General features: G+C 61.5%; 24 protein-coding genes. 16 read left to right on the top strand and 8 right to left on the bottom strand.

The genetic code is table 11. The features are described from left to right. Positions 1-63: 63 nt before the first annotated feature. The 3 genes from IF10I1_RS10695 to IF10I1_RS10685 are packed head-to-tail and all read right to left on the bottom strand — an operon-like array spanning position 64 to position 1,348. On the bottom strand, positions 64-687 hold the full coding sequence (locus tag IF10I1_RS10695) for an ATP-binding cassette domain-containing protein (protein WP_186392733.1): 624 nt from the start codon (positions 685-687) through the stop codon (positions 64-66). A 2-nt stretch (positions 688-689) separates the two neighbouring features. Then, complete coding sequence (locus tag IF10I1_RS10690) at positions 690-881, bottom strand: hypothetical protein (RefSeq protein ID WP_186392732.1); 192 nt, start codon at positions 879-881, stop codon at positions 690-692. Beyond that, positions 878-1,348 carry a cupin domain-containing protein gene (locus IF10I1_RS10685; RefSeq protein WP_208977263.1) on the bottom strand — a complete coding sequence of 157 codons (471 nt, stop codon included), beginning with the start codon at positions 1,346-1,348 and terminating at the stop codon, positions 878-880. The genes IF10I1_RS10690 and IF10I1_RS10685 overlap by 4 nt, the downstream gene beginning before the upstream one ends. 93 nt (positions 1,349-1,441) lie before the next feature. On the opposite strand from IF10I1_RS10685, the gene IF10I1_RS10680 reads away from it, so the two are divergent. The 4 genes from IF10I1_RS10680 (at position 1,442) to IF10I1_RS10665 (ending at position 3,487) form a co-directional block, all read left to right on the top strand. Then, positions 1,442-2,062, top strand: a complete 621-nt coding sequence (locus tag IF10I1_RS10680) for a TetR/AcrR family transcriptional regulator (protein ID WP_186392731.1) — start codon at positions 1,442-1,444, stop codon at positions 2,060-2,062. Between the two features lie 171 nt (positions 2,063-2,233). Beyond that, positions 2,234-2,680 carry a hypothetical protein gene (locus IF10I1_RS10675; RefSeq protein ID WP_244284695.1) on the top strand — a complete coding sequence of 149 codons (447 nt, stop codon included), beginning with the start codon at positions 2,234-2,236 and terminating at the stop codon, positions 2,678-2,680. Further along, positions 2,677-2,868, top strand: coding sequence for a helix-turn-helix transcriptional regulator (locus tag IF10I1_RS10670; protein WP_058898917.1), 192 nt, complete (start codon positions 2,677-2,679; stop codon positions 2,866-2,868). Before IF10I1_RS10675 ends, IF10I1_RS10670 begins: the two co-directional genes overlap by 4 nt. 226 nt (positions 2,869-3,094) lie before the next feature. Further along, positions 3,095-3,487: a VOC family protein gene (locus IF10I1_RS10665; RefSeq protein WP_122520876.1), complete on the top strand. Its 393-nt coding sequence runs from the start codon at positions 3,095-3,097 to the stop codon at positions 3,485-3,487. A gap of 16 nt (positions 3,488-3,503) precedes the next feature. Here IF10I1_RS10665 and IF10I1_RS10660 read toward each other — a convergent pair whose 3' ends face one another. Next, complete coding sequence (locus IF10I1_RS10660; RefSeq protein ID WP_208977627.1) at positions 3,504-4,121, bottom strand: LysE family translocator; 618 nt, start codon at positions 4,119-4,121, stop codon at positions 3,504-3,506. 124 nt (positions 4,122-4,245) lie between these two features. Between IF10I1_RS10660 and IF10I1_RS10655 the strand changes: the two genes are divergently transcribed. Beyond that, positions 4,246-5,469: a DMT family transporter gene (locus IF10I1_RS10655; RefSeq protein WP_208977261.1), complete on the top strand. Its 1,224-nt coding sequence runs from the start codon at positions 4,246-4,248 to the stop codon at positions 5,467-5,469. A 133-nt stretch (positions 5,470-5,602) separates the two neighbouring features. Here the strand turns inward: IF10I1_RS10655 and IF10I1_RS10650 are convergent, their stop codons facing one another. Then, positions 5,603-6,520, bottom strand: a complete 918-nt coding sequence (locus tag IF10I1_RS10650; protein WP_186392730.1) for a LysR family transcriptional regulator — start codon at positions 6,518-6,520, stop codon at positions 5,603-5,605. A gap of 175 nt (positions 6,521-6,695) precedes the next feature. Here IF10I1_RS10650 and IF10I1_RS10645 point away from each other — a divergent pair, with 175 nt between their 5' ends. The 5 genes from IF10I1_RS10645 to IF10I1_RS10625 all read left to right on the top strand — a co-directional run bounded on the left by IF10I1_RS10645 (position 6,696) and on the right by IF10I1_RS10625 (position 11,434). Next, entirely contained in the window at positions 6,696-7,697 is a 1,002-nt protein-coding gene (locus IF10I1_RS10645; RefSeq protein ID WP_186392729.1) for a hydroxyacid dehydrogenase, read from the top strand. A gap of 1 nt (position 7,698) precedes the next feature. Next, entirely contained in the window at positions 7,699-8,379 is a 681-nt protein-coding gene (locus tag IF10I1_RS10640) for an RraA family protein (RefSeq protein ID WP_186392728.1), read from the top strand. A gap of 36 nt (positions 8,380-8,415) precedes the next feature. Beyond that, positions 8,416-9,378, top strand: coding sequence for a tripartite tricarboxylate transporter substrate binding protein (locus IF10I1_RS10635; RefSeq protein WP_186392727.1), 963 nt, complete (start codon positions 8,416-8,418; stop codon positions 9,376-9,378). A 65-nt stretch (positions 9,379-9,443) separates the two neighbouring features. Then, positions 9,444-9,917 (top strand): tripartite tricarboxylate transporter TctB family protein, encoded by a 474-nt coding sequence (locus IF10I1_RS10630; protein WP_058898921.1) that lies wholly within the window; start codon positions 9,444-9,446, stop codon positions 9,915-9,917. Beyond that, positions 9,914-11,434: a tripartite tricarboxylate transporter permease gene (locus IF10I1_RS10625; protein WP_186392726.1), complete on the top strand. Its 1,521-nt coding sequence runs from the start codon at positions 9,914-9,916 to the stop codon at positions 11,432-11,434. The genes IF10I1_RS10630 and IF10I1_RS10625 overlap by 4 nt, the downstream gene beginning before the upstream one ends. Before the next feature lie 118 nt (positions 11,435-11,552). Here the strand turns inward: IF10I1_RS10625 and IF10I1_RS10620 are convergent, their stop codons facing one another. The 3 genes from IF10I1_RS10620 to IF10I1_RS10610 all read right to left on the bottom strand — a co-directional run bounded on the left by IF10I1_RS10620 (position 11,553) and on the right by IF10I1_RS10610 (position 14,291). Continuing rightward, positions 11,553-12,851, bottom strand: coding sequence for a TRAP transporter large permease (locus IF10I1_RS10620; protein WP_050472946.1), 1,299 nt, complete (start codon positions 12,849-12,851; stop codon positions 11,553-11,555). 2 nt (positions 12,852-12,853) lie between these two features. Further along, positions 12,854-13,396, bottom strand: a complete 543-nt coding sequence (locus IF10I1_RS10615; RefSeq protein WP_186392725.1) for a TRAP transporter small permease — start codon at positions 13,394-13,396, stop codon at positions 12,854-12,856. A gap of 106 nt (positions 13,397-13,502) precedes the next feature. Continuing rightward, the gene (locus tag IF10I1_RS10610) at positions 13,503-14,291 is read right to left on the bottom strand and encodes a helix-turn-helix domain-containing protein (protein WP_122521524.1); all 789 of its coding nucleotides are present in this window, start codon (positions 14,289-14,291) and stop codon (positions 13,503-13,505) included. A gap of 383 nt (positions 14,292-14,674) precedes the next feature. On the opposite strand from IF10I1_RS10610, the gene IF10I1_RS10605 reads away from it, so the two are divergent. From IF10I1_RS10605 to IF10I1_RS10580, 6 genes are all read left to right on the top strand, one after another. Then, positions 14,675-15,655, top strand: coding sequence for a VOC family protein (locus IF10I1_RS10605; RefSeq protein ID WP_186415165.1), 981 nt, complete (start codon positions 14,675-14,677; stop codon positions 15,653-15,655). 52 nt (positions 15,656-15,707) lie between these two features. Continuing rightward, on the top strand, positions 15,708-16,553 hold the full coding sequence (locus IF10I1_RS10600; RefSeq protein ID WP_186415164.1) for a fumarylacetoacetate hydrolase family protein: 846 nt from the start codon (positions 15,708-15,710) through the stop codon (positions 16,551-16,553). Then, complete coding sequence (locus tag IF10I1_RS10595) at positions 16,510-18,300, top strand: FAD-dependent monooxygenase (protein ID WP_186415163.1); 1,791 nt, start codon at positions 16,510-16,512, stop codon at positions 18,298-18,300. The genes IF10I1_RS10600 and IF10I1_RS10595 overlap by 44 nt, the downstream gene beginning before the upstream one ends. Continuing rightward, a complete protein-coding gene (locus tag IF10I1_RS10590; RefSeq protein WP_244293712.1) occupies positions 18,212-19,297 on the top strand; it encodes an NAD(P)H-quinone oxidoreductase in 1,086 nt (361 codons plus the stop codon). Before IF10I1_RS10595 ends, IF10I1_RS10590 begins: the two co-directional genes overlap by 89 nt. A gap of 20 nt (positions 19,298-19,317) precedes the next feature. Then, positions 19,318-19,938 (top strand): glutathione S-transferase family protein, encoded by a 621-nt coding sequence (locus tag IF10I1_RS10585; RefSeq protein ID WP_058898926.1) that lies wholly within the window; start codon positions 19,318-19,320, stop codon positions 19,936-19,938. A 263-nt stretch (positions 19,939-20,201) separates the two neighbouring features. Beyond that, positions 20,202-21,224, top strand: coding sequence for a cupin domain-containing protein (locus IF10I1_RS10580; protein WP_186415162.1), 1,023 nt, complete (start codon positions 20,202-20,204; stop codon positions 21,222-21,224).

Here is a 21,224-nt window from a genome sequence, read left to right as displayed (position 1 = left end):
AAAACAAATCACAAAAACCCCGTCCACAAAACGGGGTAAAACCATTCAAAAACACCTATATAATCAACAAAGAACAAAACAAGTACAAAGCAAACAGGCAAAACCGTCGAAAGCCACGTTCCGCAAGCAAATCGGATCGATTACCCCAGAAAAAACGCTGCGCTGCGCGCCGATCTCGTCCAGGAATACCGCGTCATGGCTGACAACGAGCAGCGCGCCGCGATAGTCACGCAGGCCCGCCTCCAGCACTTCGATAGAGCAGATGTCCAGGCGGTTCGTGGGCTCGTCAAGCATCAGAAGCGCCGGGGGCTCGGGCGCAGACAATATACATGCCAGTCCTGCGCGCATCCGCTCCCCGCCGCTCAGAGACCCGCAGTGCTTTGCAGCCGTGATGTTGCGAAAGGCGAAGCGGGCCAGAGCGGCGGGGCAGGCGTTCAGCGTCAGGCCGGGATTCATCCGGCGCATGGCCTCCAACAGGATTTCGTCCGCGCGCAGAAAAGCGACATGCTGGTCGAGCATTGCGATGGCTCCGCTGCCGCAGCGCACAGATCCGGAAGAAGGAGCCCGGTGTCCGGCGGCAAACTGCAGCAGCGTGGTCTTGCCGGAACCGTTGGGCCCGGCGAGCGCCACCAGGTTGAGGGGCCCGAGCACCCGGCGGCCACCGATGTCGCAGGTGACCGCATCCAAGGTCAGGATGGGGCTGCCCCTGCCCCTGCCTGTGCTGGCGCGGCGAGACCGATCCTGAGCGGTGCCAGCACCTCGACCGCAGTGCGCGCCTCGGCAAGCGCCTGCACAACCTCGGCCTCCCGTCTTTTGGCGATCCGGGTGCCGCGCCCGGCCGTTCTCTCCGCACTTTCCGCGCGCGCGTCGAACCCGGTCATCGGGCACCCTCCGGTTGCGGGGGCAGCAGCGTCATGCCGGTGGCCTGCGCGACCTGCATGATCCTGGCCATATCGGGCGGGCCATCCTGCGGTTCGGGCAGGCGGCTGTCATCGGCCATCGGGCGGCCCACACCGCGGAAGAAGTCCACATGCATGCGCCCCGGCGCGTTCACGATCAGGAGCCTGCCGGGGGCATCGCCCGTGCAGCGGAAGGTATGCGCTGCTCCGTCGGGAACCACCAGCGTGTCGCCAGCCTTCGCGGCGATGGACTTACCGTCGATCAGGAACAGGAAATTACCGTCCAAAACCTGGAAGGTTTCCGTCTCCCCGGCATGGCAATTCGGCGGTGCGCCCAAGCCGGGGGGCACGATGGCCTCCATCAGGGTGAACTTGCCATCCACTTCCTCTGGCAGGACCCGGAAGCTGACCAGCAGGCCGAAGACATCGTAGTGACGTGCGTCTGTCATTGTTTTCTCCTTGACGGGACTCATTCCCGGTATAAGACTCTTATTATCATCATGAGACAAGTGTCTCAACAGGTAAAATGATCGGGAGACGAGATGCGGGACAAAGCCGAGCGAACGAACCAGAAGCAGCGCACCCGCGACGCCATCCTTGACGGCGCGCGACGGCTGATGAGCCGGGGAGAGCCCGTAACTGTCGCCGCGGCGGCGGCCGAACACGGCGTCTCGCGCGCGACGGCCTACCGGTATTTTTCGGAGCCCCAGGCGCTTGCGCTGGAAGCGGGCCTTGCCACATTGGTTCCGCCCTATGAGCAGGTCATTGCCGGAACCACTGATCTGCGTGCGCGTCTGGCGGCCATCACGGCGGCCATGATCCGTCTGACCCTGGAAAACGAACCCGCGTTTCGGCAATATCTTGCCCATGCCGTGACCGCGGCAGACGGCACCAGCAGCCGCGGCGCGCGCCGGGTGGGCTACATGCAGCGCGCGTTGGGCGAGTTGCCGCATGATCTGTCGGCTGCGCAGGCCGCCGATCTGGTCGCGTCACTTGCAACAGTCGCCGGGGTCGAGGGGCTGGTCGCGCTGACCGACGTCGCCGGCCGCGACAGCGCCACCGCCGCGCGGCTTCTGGGCGAGATCGCCGATGCCATCCTGACACGGCATCTTGGCCCGGCCAGCGTTGCTGCGGCTGATCAGGCGAAACCCCGGCAGCGCTGACGGTGGCGCACGTCATGGCCTCGGACCGCGCCAGATATATGGACGGCCCGTTCGCGCCCGCGGCCGCCTGGCGCATGTTCTGTGCAGATCACGCGATCCTGCAGGCGCAGGAGGCGGAGAGGAGCGCTTCCTCAGACCGGTGGATACCGCGGCCTGTAAAGTCTGCTTGACATGCGGGTTGGAACCGATAAGTGTAAAGCAGGCTTTACAGCAGGTGCTCGCATGACCAACAACACTCCCGCCGGCCTGGCCCGAAACATGATCCCGGCCTTTTTGAGCATGCTGGCATATGCAATTACGTTGATGGTCTCGCTTCATCTTCTGGCCAGTGGCATCGGCAACAGGGGGGCAGCCATCGCGATCACCTTGGCGCCGATGGTCCCTGCAATCTTCCTTTGCTGGTCCATCATCGGTGTCATCCGCCGCCTGGACGAGTTGCAGCGCCGGCTGCAGCTTGAAGCCTTTGCCCTTGCCTTCGCGGGAACGGCGCTGATAACTTTCAGCTACGGTTTCCTGGAAAATGCCGGCTTTCCGAGGCTGTCGGCCTTTGCTGTCTGGCCGGTCATGTGCGGGCTCTGGCTCGCCGGCGTTCTCTTTGGGCGTCTGCGCTACAGATGAACAACCGCATTCAGGAGTTGCGGCTGCAACGAAACTGGTCTCAGTCGGATCTGGCGGCGAAGCTTGATGTGTCGCGTCAGACGGTCAATGCGCTGGAGCGCGGGCGCTACGATCCCAGCCTGCCGCTGGCGTTCAAGATCGCCCGTCTGTTCGCTCTGCCCATCGAAGAGATTTTCCATCCGCATTAGCCGGATGTGACAGGTCAATGCGTCTGCATCGCAGAACCTGGTTTCGAAGCGGCCGGAGAGGGCTTTCGCCAGACTATGCCGCTGGCGCGCCGGCCGATTGCCGGGGTGTTTCCCTGTCCTGACCTCATGGCCGGTCAGTGTGGCGAGGGAGCGAAGCTCTGCTTGGGCTCGCGGTCAAAGCGTCAGCAGGGACCGTTGGCAACCACATAGAACGAGGGAGAAACCGGTGTCCGTTATCAGCCACATCACATTGGGGACGAACAACAAGGAACGGTCGGCAAAGTTTTACGATGCCGTGCTGGGGGCGGTCGGCTTTTCCAGATTGCCCAAGCCGGCGGAAAAGCCTCTCGCTTATGAGCGCGAGGGCCAAATGCCGACGATCTACATCTACACACCGGAGGACGGCCGTCCCGCAACATGGGGGAACGGAACCCACATTGCTTTTGTCGCCGATACCAAAGCCCAGGTTCACGCCTTCCATGAAGAGGCGTTGAAATGGGGCGGCATCAATGAGGGAGAGCCTGGACCGCGGCCGCACTACGGTTTGAACTATTACGCAGCCTATGTTCGCGACCCTGATGGAAACAAGCTTCAGGCGGTTTGCTACGCACCGGACTGATCGCAAGCCCCGATCGCTACCCTTTGGCGATCAGATAGCCGCCCGTGCCGATCATCAAGGTGCCAGCGGCCATGCGTATGGGCCTTCTGAATGGAAACCCGTGCGATGCGGTTACAATCGCGCGCGCCGCGACGGCATATGCCAGTTTCACGCCGCCCACGCCAATCAGCGTAATTGCGCCGATCACGCCGATGTCGAAGGCCGAAAGCACGGTGACGTCGATCAAGACCGGGAACAGCGCCGCATAGAACAGGATCGCCTTCACGTCGCCGAGTGTGAGCGCGATGCCGGCGGCAAAGCTCACGGCCATGCCGCCCGCCCGGCGCTCATCCGCCGTCTGGCTGGCTTTGGCGCCGCCACGGATCAGGGTGAAGCCGAACCAGATGAAATAAGCGGCGGCTGCATAACGCAATATGGCGAAAAGCGTGCCCATCACTTCAGCAATTGCCACAAGCCCTGCAATCGCCAGGGCAACGAAGATGAGATCCCCAACCACGATGCCGAGCGCAGCGGCGGCGCCATCGCGAACACCCCGCGTTGCCGAGCGGACGACCACCAGCGCGACGCTCGAACTGGGAATTGCCGCTAGGGCAACCATGATGAGAAGCAGAGACAGTGAATTGGCAAGGGTCATCGGCAGGCGCCCGTCTGCAATCAGCGTGGATCGGGAGATTACATCCAGCATCACGGCCGGCACAATCTCCAGCAGGTGACAGTGCCGGCCGGGCGCTGTTCAAAGGCTACTCTTCGGAGAGGGTATGGCTGTCTTCGGCGCTGAGATCGAGCCCGTAGGCCTTTCGCATTTGCGCGATGAAATCGAGGGTCTCCGGTCCGAAGGGCGGCTTGCCTTCAAAGCTATGCAGCACAATTCCTTCAATCAGATCGCCAAGGCCGATCCCCTTCTGGGCTGCGATGGCCTTCAGAACCTGAAGCACGCGCTTCTCGATCCGGACCCCGGTTTGAACGCGTTCAATTTTTTTCGCAGCCATCGTATCCCCATACTCTGCAGCTTGACAATGAATTGGTACCACGGTACCAAATTTCTCTCAAGGCAGGACACCAGCAAGGGGCCGAATGCCATGACCCGTACAGCCGCCAATGGCAGGGGTCGAGCCCCGGTGCCTCACAATGTGCAGGGTATTCTCTGGGCACTGCTGGCTGCCGGGCTTTATGCCGCCGTCGCCGCTCTGGCCAAACTTACCGTGACAGAGTTTCATGTGCTGCAAATTCTCTTTATCCGCCAGGCCGTGGTGTTCCTGTTATCGCTGCCCGCCCTCATCAAGGCATTCCCGCAGAGCCTTCAAACACGCCATCCGGGCTGGCATGGGGTGCGCCTTGCTGGAGCGTTCATCGCCCTGTCGTCAGGCATTTGGGCCGTCGCGGTTCTGCCGCTGACGACGGCGATTACTCTCTCCTTTTCGCAGGTGTTTTTCGTGACACTTCTGGCCATGTGGGTTCTCGGCGAGCCGGTAGGCAGGCACCGGATCGGGGCGGTGATGGCCGGCTTCCTGGGTGTCGTCGTTGTGATGCGTCCGGGGATCGAAGGCTTCACCTCATTTCATGCCTTGATTCCGCTGTTCGGCGGTGCCGGTGCTGCGGTCGCGGTCATTGCTGTGCGGCGGCTGTCGCAGACGGAAAGCACAGCGACATTGTTGGTGTATCAGGCTGGCTTCATCGGGCTTCTGTCTGCTGTTCCGCTTCCATGGGTCTGGGTCCCGCCAGACCTGCACGGCCTGATCCTGCTTTTGACCATGGGTGGGCTGGCCACTGCTGGCCAATGGGCCGGCGTCAAGGCGCTGCGTCTGGGGGAGGTGAGCGTCATCGGAAACCTGCAATACACTCAGCTGGTCTATGCCGTGGTTCTTGGTTTTGTGCTGTTTGGCGAAGTCCTGGACACAGCGACAACAGCGGGGGCCGCGATCATCGTCGGGGCAGCAAGCTATCTGATGCGGCGGGAGGCGCAGAGGAAACGCGGCGCATGACTGCCTCGTCACTTGCCGCAGGCACTGTAGCCGGTTGGACGGCGAAGATGCTCGCCGATCGAGCCAAGGTGGCGGTAGGGGGCGTTAACCCGTCAAGGGATGGACCCGATGGACAAAGCAGTTCGAAGCAGGATCACCGGCGCTTGTTTTCTTCGTTGCGCCTGACGCCATGCTCGCCGCAGGTTTCTGCCAGGATCCCGTGAAACTGGTCGATGACATCGGCCCGCACCGCATTGATGCGTTCGATGAGCCCGATCTGCCGGAAGATCTGCGGCTGGCCGAAGGGAAGATAAAGCAGTCCTTCGGCCTGCGGTTCGCGCAGGGCGATGTTGGGCACGATGGATATTCCCATCCCCTCGGCCACGCAATTGATGATGGACGCGATGGAATCCATTCCGGCCACATCCTGTGTGGTGATCTGCAAGCGGGCCAGTTCCGTGTCGATCAGGCCAGCCAGTGGCACGGGGCTCTGGAACCGCACAAACGGCAAGGTCCGGAGCATCGCGGCCGCGTCGCCTGAGGCCGCGTCCTTACCCATGCTGGCCGGAGCAATGACCCAAAGCGGCTCGCGCAGGAACGGGCTCCAGCGGATGAGCTGCGGGATGCTCATGTTTTCGGCAACGACCGCCGCATCCAGCCGCCCGGCGGCGACTTCCGCAATCAGGCTGGACGAATTGGCCACCTGCAGGTTGATCCTGAGCTGCGGATAGTGCTCGCGCATCTTCATGATGGCGCGGGGCAGGACCCCCAGCGCACTGGTGCGCACCGACCCCAGCAACAGTGTTCCCGTCACCTGATCGCCGGACAGCGCGGAGCGGGCCTCGCTGACCCGCCGCAGAATGTCCTGCGCCATCTCGACCACCTGCACGCCTTGAGGCGTCAGCGCGGGCGGGCGGGTGCTGCGCTCAAACAGCGTTGCGCCAAGCTCTTGCTCCAGCGCCTGAATCTGCTGGCTGACAGCCGAAGGCGTTACATGAACAACCTCCGCCGCCTTGGCAAAGCTGCCGTGCTGAACAATCGCCAGAAGGGTGTGAAGTTGTCGTGTGTCCATGATAATACAGTTTTTCTTAATTTAAGATATCAATATTGGCATTTTTGTAAAGCGCTGCTTTGTCATATGCTCGGCTCGAGGAGTTTGCCTGCCCCCTTGGGAGAGGGGGCAAAAACCTTACCATCAATCCGATTGAAGCCGTCGGGCAGCCTGCTGCCCGCATCGGGGGAATGCTATGTCGAAGTCCATCCTGGTCACCGGACCGGAACTGCATCAAACTGCTGTCGAGATCGCGGAGGCGGCGGGCTATGTGCTGCATTACGCGCCGCCCTATGCTTCGGCCGGGGACCTTCAGGACGCTCTGCGCGGCAGCGGTGCTGTGGCCGTGGTCTCGCGCATGGGCCGGCTAGATGCCGCGGCAATGGATGCGGCTCCCGGCCTGCGGGTGATTTCCAAGCATGGGGCAGGGGTCGATAATATCGATCTTGCTGCCGCCGCGGCCCGGGGCATTCCGGTTCTTGCCGCAACGGGTGCGAATGCTGTCTCTGTCGCCGAACACACCATTGCGCTGGTTCTGGCAACGGTAAAACGCCTATTGCCGCTGGATGCGGGCCTGCGCGCCGGGCGCTGGGAAAAGCCCGGTTTTGCCGGGCGTGAACTGGCGGGCATGCGGCTGGGGCTGCTCGGGATGGGCGCGATCGCCCAGGCGGCGGCGCAGATGGCGCGCGGGCTGGGGTTGGAGGTGCAGGCACATGATCCCTTCGCCGCAGATGCGGTATTCACCCGCACAGGCGTCCGCCGCTGCGCGGACCTGCCGGACCTGTTCCGCACCTCGGACATCCTGAGCCTGCATTGCCCGCTGACCGATGCGACGCGGGCGGTGGTCAATGCGCAAAGCCTCGCGCAGATGCCCGCTCAGTCCTACATCGTCAACACGGCGCGGGGCGGGCTGATCGATGAGCCGGCCCTGCTGCAGGCGATCCGGTCGGGACATCTGGCCGGTGCGGGGCTGGACACTTTCGCGGTGGAGCCCCCGGCCGCAGACCACCCGTTCCTGACCGAGCTGCGCATTGTGCTGACCCCGCACATCGGCGGCGTGACGCGCGAGGCCAATGCCCGCGTCGGACAGGAAGCATTGCGCGGCATCATAGACATGCTGGAAGGGCGCCATGTTCCCGAACACCGCATCATGAACCGGCAGCTGCTGGCTGAACTCACCCCGGCGACAGGAGAATAAGATGTCTATCGGTTTTCGCATCCTCACCCGTGAGCGCGCGGTGCCTGCCGCTCTGGTGGCGCGTTTTGCTGCGCTGCCCGTTGCCGTTGTCAGCGATTCCATGCACCGCATGTCGGGGGGCGGGCCGGGCCTGATGCGGATGCACCGCAGCGGCGGCATGGCGGGCCCCGCCGTGACGGTGAAGGCGCGTCCGGGCGACAATCTGATGCTGCACAAAGCCATCGACATGGCGGAGCCCGGTGACGTGATCGTGGTGGATGGCGGCGGCGATCTGACAAACTCGCTGATGGGCGAGCTGATGCTGGCCCATGCCATCAACCGGGGCGTGGCGGGGTTTGTGCTGAACGGTGCAGTCCGTGATGCCGATGCAATTGCAGAGGCTAACCTGCCTCTTTGGGCCGCAGGGATCACCCACCGCGGCCCCTACAAGGACGGGCCGGGCGAAATCAACGTGCCGGTCGCGCTGGATGGCATGGTCATCGAACCCGGTGATCTGATCATCGGCGATGGTGATGGCGTTCTGGCCGTCCCTTATGCGGCGGCGGAGGAAGTTCTCGAAAAGGCGGTGGCCAAGCAGGCCGCCGAGACCCGGCTGATGGCGCAGATTGGCGAACGCAGCAACGACCGCAGCTGGATCGACGATGCCCTGCGCCGGCTTGGCTGTGCCTTGCCGGGCGCGTGACACAAAAACAAGCCATTCATCAAAGGAGGAGACAAGATGAAACATCACCTGACATCGCTGGCCGTGGCCGCATTCCTTGCCTGCGGAGGTGCGGCTTTTGCCCAGTCCTGGCCGAGCGGGAACATCGACTACATCGTGCCCTATCCGCCCGGAGGTGGAACGGATGTGCTGGCCCGGCAGCTCAATGACCAGATCGCGCGGAAGACGGGATGGAACTTCGTGGTTCTGAACGTCCCCGGAGCTGGCGGGACGATCGGGATGGACCAGCTGTCGCGCGCTAACGCCAACGGGCAGACCATCGGCATGGGCCAGACGTCGAACCTGGCGGTCAACCCGGCGCTGAACCCGGAAGTGAAATATGACCCGCAGGCGGGCTTCACGCCCATCGCGCTGGTCAATACACAGCCGATGGGGATCATCACCTACAATGACAGCCCCTACGCCGATTTCGGCGCTGTTCTGGACGCTGCACGTGCTGAACCCGGCTCGATCATGTATGGCACGCCCGGGACCGGCACCGTCTCGCATATGGCGGTGGAGCGGCTGATGCTGCAGGGCGGTTTGAAGTTCGAGCATGTTCCCTACACGGGGATCGCGCAGGCGATCTCCGATGTGATGGGGGGCGTGGTCGATATCTATATCGGCTCATTGCCCAGCGTCATGCAGCATGTCGAGGCTGGCAATGTGCGTCTGCTGGCTGTCACCTCTCTGGAGCCGCACCCTCTGGCGCCTGACGTGCCGACGGTGGCCTCGCTTGGGTTTGAAGGCTATCAGGCGACGGATTGGAAAGCGGTCGTCGGTCCTGCCGGGATGCCAGAAGAAGCCGTGACCGCGCTGAACACCGCGATCAACGAAGCTCTTGCCGATCCTGATCTGCGTGCAGCGCTGGAGGCACAAGGCAGCGTCGTTCTGGGGGGCACGGCCGAAGAGTTCAAGGCCTATCTCGCCGAGGAAGCCGCAACCTGGGCCGAGGTGGTGCGCGCTGCAGGCCTGCGTTAAGGCCTAAGCAAACCTGCGGGCGGTGGCTGCAAAGCCGTGCCCGCAGGACCTGAAGGGAGGGAGAGATGATCCAGAATGACCGCGCCGATCTGGTCTCCGGCCTGCTGATCGCCTGCGCCGGCGTTGCCGTCACCGTTTACGCCGCCGGCAATTATCCGCTGGGGACGTTGCGCCGGATGGGGCCGGGAATGTTTCCCACCGGGCTGGGGGTGACACTGGCGCTTCTGGGGCTGGTGCTGGCATTCAACAGCTGGCGCAGCCTGTGCGCGGTATCGGGCGGCGCCAGAATGCCCGTCCGGTTCGAACTTCGCACAGCCTTCCTGTGCGTGGCCGGTGTGGTGGCGTTCGCCCTGCTTCTGCGGCCCCTGGGCCTTGTTCCGGCCGTGCTGGCGGTGGTTGGCATTTCTGCCTTGTCTGACCGGCGCAACACACTGCGGGCCATAGCGGCCCTCGTTCTTTTCCTTTCAGTTCTCGCGGTGCTTATCTTCAAGCTTGGGCTTGGGATGACGTTCCCCCTTTTCGCGTGGAACTGGTCATGAGCTTTGCCGGCAACATCCTGCTGGGGCTGGAAACCGCCCTGTCGCTGAACAACCTGATGTGGTGTTTCGTCGGTGTGTTCATGGGAACCCTGCTGGGCGTCATTCCGGGCATTGGCGTTCTGGCCGCGATCTCCATGTTGTTCCCGCTGACCTTTCAACTGGAACCTACGGCTGCGCTGATCATGCTGGCCGGGATCTGGTACGGCACGACCTATGGCGGAAGCACGGCATCGATCCTGCTGAACGTGCCCGGTACCCCATCGAGCGCCATCACCGCGCTGGACGGCTATCCGATGGCGCAACAAGGCCGCGCGGGCGTGGCGCTGCTGATGACCACGCTGGCCTCCTTCTTCGGCGGATCGGTGGGGATCATCCTGATGATGGGCTTTTCGGGCGTGATCAGCCGGATGGCCCTGCAGTTCTCATCCACCGAGTATTTCGCCCTAATGCTTCTGGGGTTGATCGCCGCGTCCGGCATGTCCAGCGGGGCGATGATCAAGGGCCTGATCATGGTCTGTCTGGGGGTGCTGTTCGGGCTGGTTGGCGCCGATATCTATACCGGCGCCCGCCGCTTCACCTTCGGGATGATCGATCTGGCCGATGGAATTGCCCTGGTGGCGCTGGCGCTGGGCTTGTTCGGTGTGTCCGAAGTGATCGCCAGCGTTGGCAAGGTCAGTGCAAAGAGTGTCAGCCCCGAGTCGGTGAGTTTCAAGGCCATGAAGCCCACCCGCGATGATGTGCGCCGCTCGTGGTTCCCCATGCTGCGCGGCTCGGCCGTCGGTTCCTTCTTTGGCACCTTGCCCGGAACCGGCCCGTCGATTGCCGCCTTCATGTCCTATGCGCTGGAAAAACGCGTGGCAAAAGAGCCCGAGCGCTTTGGCAACGGCGCGATCGAGGGGATCATGGGACCGGAATCGGCGAATAACGCCGCTGACCAGACTGCCTTCATTCCAACCCTTGCGCTCGGCATCCCCGGATCGGCGACAATGGCGCTGATGCTGGGGGCGCTGATGATCCACGGCATCGCACCGGGCCCGCAACTGATGACCGAACAGCCCGCGCTGTTCTGGGGGCTGGTGATGAGCTTCTGGATCGGAAACCTTTTGCTTCTGGTGCTGAACATCCCTCTGATCGGCCTTTGGGTCAGGCTGCTGACGGTGCCCTATCAATGGCTGTTCCCTGCTGTTCTGATGTTCGTCTGCATCGGCACCTACAGCGTGAACAACAGCGCCTTCGATGTGCTTCTGGTCGCGTTCTTCGGGCTTCTGGGCTACGGGCTGCGGTACCTCTCCTTCCCCGCCGCACCGATGCTGCTGGGCTTTGTCCTGGGACCGCTGATGGAGGAACATTTCCGTCGCGCGATGCTTCTGGGCCGGGGGGATCCGATGACGTTCTTGCAACGTCCGATCAGCGCAACCGTGCTGCTGATCACGCTGGCGCTGCTGCTTTGGGGGATTTATGGCAGCCTGCGCAAACGCAAGCCGGCGGGTGCTCCGGCCGGCAGCGTGGCGCCGTAGCCCAGTCCTGCCGCCGCATTGCAAGAATTACATCTGATCCCCGCTATGGTCGAGCGTATCGCAGCGGGGATCGGATGTAAGGGCGTGTGCGGCAAGGAGCCTGCCGGCGTTGATGCCTCTACATGCTGGCGGGAAGCCAAAGCGTTACCTGCGGGAACAGCACGAGGATGAGGATGCGAACGCAATCGGCGAAAAAGAAGGCCAGGACTCCTTTGTAGATTGTTGACAGGGGAATATCCCGCCGCATCGCGTTCAACAGCATCACGTTGATCCCGATCGGCGGTGTCAGCATGCCGACCCCGATCAACGCAACATTCAGGATGCCCCACCAGATGGGATCGTAGCCAAGCGACAGGATGACCGGAAGCACGAAGGGCAAGGTGACGACGACAGCTGCCACTTCATCAAAGAATGCGCCGAGGATCAGGTAAATAAACACTAGCAACAAGATGACGCCGAGCGGCGGGAGCCCGAGATTTTCGATGGCTCCTATCATCTCCTGGCTGACGCCGCTGATGCTCACGAAATATGAGAATATCATCGCGCCGAACACGATGATGTAGATCATGACAGTGGCAGAACTGGCTTCTGACAGGACCGAAAGAAAGGTGGTGCGGTTCAGCTTGCCGCGGCCGAGTGCGAAGAAGAAGGCGAAGACCACACCGACCGCCGCCGCCTCATTCACCGTGAAAACGCCGGAGTAGATCCCTCCCAGAACGATCACCGCGAGAGCTATCGCCCCCCAGGACCGGCCCAATGCACGAACACGGTCGCGCAGGGGCAGTTTGTCCGACCCCGGCATCGCATCAGGATTGCGCCAGGCGACGATCCAGATGGCTGTCAGATACAGCAAGACAGACAAGAGGGCAGGGAGGATTGCAGCGGAGAAGAGTTTCAGGACGGACACTTCGGTCAGGACGCCATAGAGAACCATGATGCTCGAAGGCGGCACGATGATCCCCAAGGTGCCCCCGGCCGCAACCGCACCGGCCGAGCTTCCCTTGGAATATCCGCGGGCGATCATTTCCGGCAGGGCGACCCGTCCGAATGTGGCTGTCGTTGCCACCGAAGATCCGCAGACCGCGCCGAACCCGGCGCTGGCAACGATGGTCGTAGCCGCCAGCCCTCCGGGGCGATGGCCAACCAGAGCTTCCGCCGTTTCGAAGATGTCTTTCGCCAATCCGCTTGTGGCGGCCAGGCTTCCCATCAACATGAACAGCGGAATGACCGCCAGATCGAGATTGGCCATTGTTGCCGCCGGCTCGGAGGCCAGGAGTTTGACTGCAGGCGCCCATCCGGCAATCGCGGCAAAGCCGCCAACCCCGACAACTGCCATGGTCACACCAATGGGGACATGCAGCAAAATCAGAACGAACATGCAGATTAGCCCGATGACGGCGATCGTTACAGGATCCATCCTTATGCTCCCTCGCCCGGTGCCGTATCGTTCAAACCGTGAAGATCTTTGGCCGTCCGATGATCGAACAAACTGGCTATGTCCTTGATAACGTTTAAGGCCTGAATGAGCGCCGCGTAGTAAAGGAACGCGGTGGCGACGCTCCACCAGGGCCAGATCGGCCATGCCAGCACCCAGGTCCGCCGTTCGCTTGTGTAAGTGCCTTCCACGAAGGGAATGAACTGCCAAGCCATCACCGTGATGACCATGAAGACGACAAGGCTGGAGAACAGCTGGAGCAGTTTGTTGGCCCGAAATCCAAGCATCGCGCCCAGAACTTCGATCGAGATGTTCCGTCTGTCTGCGAGATTGGCCGGGATACAGCTGGCGATGACCACAGCCATGACGACGGCGCTGACGTCGTTCACACCATGGATCGGGGCCGAGAAGAACGATCGCAGCAAGGCATCAACCGTGGTCATGACCGCCAGCATCAACAGTCCCGCGAACCCGAGCAGTGCCAGCCATTTCGCGCCACGGCGCAAATAGGCATCCAGTTTGTTCATCTGTCTCCCTCCCTGAGAACAACCCAACTGCCGCTTTACCGGTCAAACGGATCCCGATTTACCCCTTTCTTGTGTGTGTTCGGACAGCGAACACTTCCAAAACAAGTCAGCCTCCGGCCCGAAGCCGTTTCACCTCGGCCGAGGACAGCCGTCCAACCAGGTCGCGCGTTATGGCATCGGCGGTGCGCAAGAGCTTTTCGCGGTAAAGCTGAAGGCCCTTGCTGAAGGGCATTGCACTGGTCAGCCAGATCAGGGTGAGACAGGCGAAAACCTTGTCCTCGTACCAGATCGGGGCTGAAATGCTGCCGGTTTCAGGTGTGAAATCCGCGATCCGGTAGCCCACACCCAGTTCCCGGACTTTCGCCAGAATGGCGTGCAGCGGGCCATCCCTGGTCATGAAGGGGGCAGTCCGCCCGTTCGTCTCCGTCAGAAGATTGAGCAGTGCCGTCCGGTCCTCTTCCGGCATGTAGGCAAGCAGCGCCCGTCCGCTGGAGGTTTCGACCAATGGCAACTGTCTGCCGACCATGCCGTGGTTCACGGAATAGGGGCTGATCTTGTGCGTCGATTCACGGACTTCCATGTGACTGTTTCTCAAGGTCACGAGATCAAGCGGCCAAAGCACGTCACGGCCGAGTTCGATCATATGGGGAACCGCGATCTGGCAAACCCAGTCCTCCTCGCGATACCCGGAACTGAGCGACTTCACATGAAGAGTTGGACGCCAGCGGTTCGAGAAATGGTCTCGCGAGATCAGCTCCATCTCCTCAAGCGTTTTCAGGAGCCTGTAGACGGATGGACGCGGAATCCCGGTTGCCTTCGCAATCTCGCCCGGCTTTGCCCCGTTGAACTGGTTGATGGCCCGAAGCACGGCAACACCGCGCTCTAACGCTTTGATCGATGGTTCAGAAATAGGTTCCTCCCATAACCTGATTTCACTTCCAGCCCGCTCAGCTTGCACGTTGAAAAATGGGGAGTAAAGCGATTTGTTTAGTATGCTGTCAGATCTTGAGGCTCTTTCCGTAAGGGCTTTTCCTGAATAAAAATAATAAAAACATCATGTTAGTGATTTTATCTTCTCCAGAATAGCCTCTGCATAGCCATCAGGACGTCCAAAATGTTCGCTGGCCGGACAAAATCTATTTTGTGAGAGCATCACGGCAGATGGGGAGCTAGATGTCGCAAGACGGTGCCCGCTACCGCCGGACGGGCTGTTCGGAACCGGTGGTGCGCTGGGCGATCCATATCCGGCCGCCTGCACACGCGAGGAGGAGACAGCCTATGCCCATCACGTCACTCGGCTACATCGGTATTAACTCCAAGAAACTCGGCGACTGGGACGGCTTCGCCACAGATCTTCTCGGCATGCAGAAAGTGGATCAGGGCGGCAGCATGAGCCTTTACCGCATGGATGACCGCAAACAACGGCTCATCGTGACCGGGGAAGGTGAAGAGGACCTGGCCTTCATGGGCTGGGAGGTGAACACACCGGACGATCTGGACACTCTGGCATCCAGGCTTGAGAACAACAGGGTCAAGGTCACCTGGCACGACGCTGGCCTTGCCGGTCAACGGCACGTTGCCCGCCTCATTTCGTTCTGCGATCCCGACGGCAACCGGCTGGAGGTCTTCTGCGGGCCGGAGATCGCAAGCGACCCGTTTCTCTCGGGGCGCCCGATTTCCGGGTTCAAGACCGGGTCCCTCGGCATGGGGCATGCGGTGCTGCATGTCGCCGATGTCGAAGGCATCCTGAGCTTCTACCGCGACCTGCTGGGGTTTCGCGTCACCGACTTCGGCCTGACGCCCTATCCGCTCTACTTTTTTCACGTGAACGGCCGGCATCACAGCTTTGCGATGGTCGGTTCCGGCCGCAAGGGCATTCACCACTTCATGGTCGAGCTGCTCTCTCTGGATGATGTGGGGCAGGGATACGACCTTGCCCAGGAACGCGAGGAAGGCGTGGCCTATTCGCTTGGCCGCCATTCCAATGACCATATGCTGAGCTTCTACACGCACACCCCTTCCAACTTCTTCGTTGAATACGGCTGGGGGGCGCAAGTCGTCGATCCCGTGACCTGGCAGCCTTTCGAGACACATGAAGGCCCTTCGACCTGGGGGCACGAGCGGCTGTATCTTCCCGAAGATGACGAGATCCGGGCCCGGATGCGCAAGATGCGGCTGGACAATGCCCGCACGGGCTTTCGCGCCCCAAATCCACGGCCGAACTGTGCGTGGCTCGACACTGTCGTGCACCGCGAATGATGCCGGCATTCACCTGCCATTCCGTGCGACTTCATGAAGGGGAGACCGATCCTTGCGGATTTCATCATATATATTGCCGAACGGCATCCATTCCTACGGCCGCCTCGAAGGCGATACTGTCGTGGACGCGGGCGAGGCCCTGCGCAGACAGTTTGCGGATCTGAGGGCCCTGATCGCGGGCGATGCGCTCACGTTGCTCACATCCGCTGGCGGCGATACCCTGGCCTTGGCGGACGTGACGATGCTGCCGACGATCCCCAATCCGGACAAGATCATCTGCATCGGTCTCAATTATCTGGGACACATCAAGGAAACCGGCCGGGACCGGCCGGAATACCCTTCGATTTTCACACGCTATCCGTCTTCTGTCGTTGGTCATGGCCAGCCCCTCGTGCGTCCTGCCGCCTCACACATGTTCGACTTTGAGGGCGAGTTCGCAGTCGTCATCGGCAAGGCCGGCCGCCATATCTCCAGGGATGCCGCCTTTGAACATGTCGCCGGATACACCTGTTTTAACGACGGCTCGATCCGCGACTTCCAGCGTCATACGACCCAGTTCTGGGGCGGCAAGAACTTCTGGCGTTCCGGTTCGATGGGGCCCTGCCTCACCACTGCCGGCGAACTGGGGGATCCGGCAAAGCCGCGGATGGTGACCCGCCTGAATGGCGAGGTCATGCAAGACACGTCGGTTGGTGACCTGGCGTTCCAGATCCCTGACCTGATTTCCTACCTCTCGGCCATCATCGATCTCGTCCCTGGCGACATCATCGCCACCGGAACGCCCAGCGGGGTCGGAAACTTCCGCGATCCGAAGGTTTTCATGCAGCCCGGCGATCTGATCGAAGTCGAAATCGATGGGATCGGAACTCTGTCGAACACCATCGTGGACGAGAGCTAAGCCAACAAAATACAGGAGCAGGCCCATGATTGAGGTACGGACCGGCGTCGCCGTCATCGGCGGCGGCCCAGTCGGGCTGAGCGCAGCAAACCTGCTGGGGCATCTCGGGATCTCGTGCGCACTCTATGAAAAGAATGCCACGACATCGTTTCATCCCCGCGGACATGTTGTAAACACGCGGACAATGGAAATCCTCCGGATGCTCGGCGTGGCCGATGCGGTCGATGCGGTTTCCCTTCCGCTCGAGCGGCACGCAGGCATCGCTTTCGTCACAAGCCTGACTGGTGACGAGATCGGTGTCATCGAGACCCGAAGCAACCCGGAATGGGCAAGGATCGAGCGCTCTCAAAGCCCGGTCTTCAAGCGCTCCTGCCCACAGGACCGGCTGGAGCCGGTGCTGCGCGAGCATGCGGAAACCTGTGACGGCGTCAGTGTCAGCTTCGGGCACACGGTCACCGCTGTTCACCAGGACGGCACCGGAGTGACCCTGGACTGGACAGACAGTTCCGGCAGGACCGGCCGCACCCGTGCACAATATCTGATTGCCGCCGACGGACCGCGCAGCAGCACGCGGGATGCGGTTGGGATCGAAATGGAGGGAAGGTCGATCGGGCAGCAGATCGGCATCTATTTCCATGCCGATCTCTGGGCGCTGGTCGAAGACCGGCCCTATCTGCTGTGGTGGATCTACAATGCCCGCACGTCCGGGGTTCTCATCTCACTCGATGGCCGCAGCCGCTGGACCTATAATTTCGGCTACAGGGAAGATGAATCCCGTGATGACTTCACGGCCGAACGCTGCCTGAAGATACTTCGGGCGGTCATCGGAGATGAAGACATCCCGATCGAGATTCAGAACATCATGCCGTGGCGCATGCAGTCGCGCATCGCGGATCGGTTTTCTCAGGGGCGCGTCTTCATCGCAGGCGATGCGGCACATCCGCTTCCGCCGACCGGAGGGCAGGGCTTCAACACCGGTGTGGCCGATGTGCACAATCTGATCTGGAAGCTGGGCCTTGTGCTGAAAAAGACGGCGCCCGAAGCTCTCCTGGACAGTTACAACATTGAGCGGCGGCCCGTGGCGAAGTTCAATGTCGAGCAGAGCGCCCGCAATGCCCTGGCCATGGTTGAGCGCGGGCTCTCCGGCATTCTGGCCAACGACAGCCTGCTGCTGGCGAACCTGGAAGGACCGGAGGGGGCCGAAAACCGCGGCAAGCTGGCTGAAGGGATCCCGGAGCAACGCGCGCATTTCGACTATCCGGGCCAGACCTTCGGGTTTCACTACGAGTCCTCCTTGATCACCCCTGATGGCACGCCTGTGCCCGCGTTCTCGGTCACGGCCTATGAACCGTCGGCACGGCCGGGACATCGTGCGCCGCATATGGAGATCGAAGGGCAAGTAGGCCGGTCGCTGATCGACCTCTTCGATTATCGGGGCTTCACGCTGCTCACCGGTCCGGGTGGCAATGCCTGGACGGCAGCCGGCCTGTTGGCGGCGCAGGACCTGGACCTCCCCATCTCCTGCTACGCGATCGGCACAGATGTGGCCGTGAACGCAGACGAATGGTGCAGGCTTTATGGCGTCTCCAAAGACGGCGCCGTCCTTGTCAGGCCTGACGGCCACGTGGCCTGGAGATCGGCCGGCGCCGGAACGCCGGATGAGCTTCGCGCGGCAGCAGCCTGCGCGATCGGACGGTCCGCAGCGGAAAAGCCTGCGGAAAAGGGTCAGTTGGAAGGTGCCGGCTGAGATGACGATACCTGAAACCCAGACAGCTGTTGTCATCACCGCCGCCGGTGGTCCCGATGTTCTCGTGCCGGAGCGCGTCCCGGTCGGAATGCCCGGACCGGGACAGGTTCTGATCCGTGTCACGGCGGCCGGGATAAACCGTCACGATGTGCATCAGCGGGCAGGCGGCCGGCATAGTGACGGTAATGCGGTGCCGGGACTTGAGGTCTGCGGCACGGTCGCCGCGCTCGGCAATGGCGTGGAAGGTCTCCCGGCAGGCGGCCGCGTCATGGCACTGGTCCAGGGCGGCGGCTATGGTCAATATGCGGTTGCCAGTTCCGCGCTGACGATGCCTGTACCGGATGAGTTCACGGACAGTGAGGCCGCCGGCATTCCAGAGGCCGTTTTCACGGCCTGGTGGAACTTTTTCCATCTGATGTCGCTCGGAAAGGACCAGTTCGGGCTGTTCCACGGCGGCACCAGCGGGGTTGGCCATATCGCGCTGCAGGCCATGTCGGCGCTGGGCTACAAGGTGCTTGCCACAGCTGGAAGTGACGGGAAAGTTGCTGCGACCAAGGCATTTGGCGCCTATGCCGCGTTTTCCTACCGGGATCCGGAATTGGCCGCCAAGGTAATGGATGCAACGGGCGGTGCCGGGATTTCCGCTCTGCTTGACGTGTCCGCCGGCGCACATCTGGAACAGGATCTCAAGATGATGGCCGATGACGGACAGATCGCACACCTGTCCGGTGGCGGCGGGGCGGCGCTCGCCATCCCTCTTCGCGATGTCATGACCAAACGGATCCGCATCACCGGGTCCTTGCTGCGCCCGTTGCCGCTCGACAGGAAAGTCCTTGTGGCGGAAAGCATTCGCAAAGAGGTCTGGCCCTTGCTTGGCCGCGAGGTGCGCCCGGTCATCGCTCAGGAGTTCGACTTCCGGGATGCTGCTGCGGCGCATCGCTTGATGGAGGCCAACAGTCATATCGGCAAGATCATGCTCAGGGTTACTCACGACTGAGAGATAAAGGGAGGCCAGTCATGAAGTTCTATTTTTCGCCCGGAGCCTGTTCGCTCGGTATCCACTTTCTGCTCGAGGAAATTGGTGCCGACTACGAGGGTATCCCGATCCACATCAAGAACGGCGACCAGCTCAAGGAGGACTATGTAAAGGTCAACCCGAAGTCAAAGGTCCCGGCCATCATCCGCGACGATGGCTCGCTTCTGACCGAGTTTGGCGTCATTGCCCACTGGTTGTCACATACCTGCGGCAAGGACAAACTCGCAGCCGGAACCTTCGAGGACGAGCTCCGGATCATGGAGACACTCGACTATCTGGTGGCGACGGTTCACATGCAGGGCTTTTCACGCTTGCTGCGCCCGCAAAAATTCTCACCAACTGAAGCGGATCTCGATTGGGTTCGTGAGAATGGCAAGGCGATTGTCGTGAAAGCATTCAAGCTATTGTCGGAGCAGCTGAAGGACCGCCCATTTATCATGGGTGAGCGGATGACCATCGCAGATGCCGCGATGTTCTACACATTGTTCTGGGGCGTTACGCGCCTGAACCTCGACTTGCCGGAGAACATTGTCGCGTATTTCAATCGTCTATCGATGCGTCCCGCGGCGAAAAGAGCGATGGAGCTGGAAGGCCTGCTCTGAGCGCTGAAAACACCGAACCAAGATGCTGCAGGCAGCCGAAAGCCCCGCAGCATCCCTTCCCGCTTTCAAGGCCCGCCCCTGTTCGCATATCGGACAGGTTGTCCAATGTGATTGCTCCTGACAAATTTGATAGCATACTGTCAAAATCAGAGAGGGCTACCGGGGCGTCAATTGCACGGCAACGTGCGGACCGAAGCCGCCGCTCAGCTGCGAGAGATCGTGCGTGCTCTCCCCACTCGTCGAAAAGCCAGCGGAGACATCTCATGCAGACCGTGACCGACCGCACGAATGATCTACAGACGCAACGGGACATGTTTCACCGGGAGCTTGATGCCATGAGCATCATTCCATTGTGGCTCAACCTCGAAACTGCAGCCCAGGCAGAACCCAATGTCGCCGCGGTTCCGCATATCTGGAGGTGGAGCGAGATCAAGCCGATGATGCTGATCAACCCAGGCTATGACCGGAAAAGTGCCCGCACCGTGGGGATGATTTTCGGCGGTATCCAGTTTCTGCTACCCGGCGAAATCGCTGACAGTCACCAGCATTCCCCCAATGCCCATCGATTTATCATAGAGGGTGAAGGGGCCTATACGGTCGTGGACGGAGAGCGGACGATCATGCGCAAGGGGGACTTCGTCACGACCCCTGCGTGGAAATGGCATGACCATGGCAACGAGTCCGGGCAGCCCATGGCTTGGCTGGACGGACTGGATTTGCCCTTCGTCAATCTGCTGGATGCCAACTTCTTCGAAGATTACGAAGACGGCAACAGGCAGACCCAACCGGTCTACCGCAAGAATGAAGACAGCCTCTACAGATGGGGGCGCGGAATGAAGCCCGCATGGGAGGCTCCGAAGGATCCGCGCCAGTCGCCGGTTCTGAACTACCGCTGGACGGACTGCCGCTCCAACCTCCATGCCCTGCGGGAGGAAGAAGGCAGCCCCTACGACGGCATCATCATGCAATATGTGAATCCGCATAACGGCGGACCAACGTTGCCGACGATCTCTGCCTATCTCCAGCTTCTGCGCAAAGGCGAGCACACCAGGTCCCACCGGCACACGGCCAGCACGATCTATCACGTGGCCGAAGGCGGAGGCGGTTCTCTCATCGGCGATCAGGTGTTCCACTGGCAGGAAGGCGATACCTTCGTGATCCCGTCATGGATGGAACACGAACACTGGAGCACCGAGGGGGAGGCCGTGCTGTTTTCCTACAGCGACCGCCCAATCCTGCAGGCCTTCGGGTTCTATCGTGAAACCCATGGCGAACGGCGGGGATGA

This window comes from Pannonibacter sp. I15F10I1, assembly GCF_900185665.1.
In the GTDB taxonomy this organism is placed as follows: domain Bacteria; phylum Pseudomonadota; class Alphaproteobacteria; order Rhizobiales; family Stappiaceae; genus Pannonibacter; species Pannonibacter indicus.
This window is presented reverse-complemented; position numbering and strand designations above follow the sequence as displayed.